Origin of the sequence: Microseira wollei NIES-4236 (assembly GCF_020521235.1) — a bacterium.
In the GTDB taxonomy this organism is placed as follows: Bacteria; Cyanobacteriota; Cyanobacteriia; order Cyanobacteriales; family Aerosakkonemataceae; genus Microseira; species Microseira wollei.
The window spans coordinates 1-258 of record NZ_BLAY01000701.1 but is presented as its reverse complement, the minus strand read 5'-3'; the positions used below and the strand labels follow the sequence as shown (position 1 = coordinate 258).

1 protein-coding gene is annotated in these 258 nt (G+C 49.6%); it reads right to left on the bottom strand.

All coding sequences use genetic code 11. The features are described 5' to 3' along the window. Positions 1–8: 8 nt before the first annotated feature. A complete protein-coding gene (locus MiSe_RS51870) occupies positions 9–134 on the bottom strand; it encodes a hypothetical protein (protein ID WP_264197188.1) in 126 nt (41 codons plus the stop codon). Between the last annotated feature and the right edge of the window lie 124 nt (positions 135–258).

Sequence of the window (258 nt, the reverse complement as noted above, 5' to 3'; positions counted from 1 at the left end):
TGTTGAAGTTATCTGTATCTGGCAAAATATTTCCCATGCCGTGTCCCAAAACCGATCAAACACCCAGTCACAACGCCCCCCATGTAGGGGCACGGCATGTTGAAGTTATCTGTATCTGGCAAAATATCTCGCATGCCGTGTCCCAAAACCGATCAAACACCCAGTCACAACGCCCCCCATGTAGGGGCACGGCATGTTGAAGTTATCTGTATCTGGCAAAATATCTCGCCTGCCGTGTCCCAAAACCGATCAAACACC

What these genes read in the sequence shown, in the direction of transcription:
- MiSe_RS51870 (WP_264197188.1), bottom strand. Translation starts at nt 134, where the DNA reads ATGCGAGATATTTTGCCAGATACAGATAACTTCAACATGCCGTGCCCC.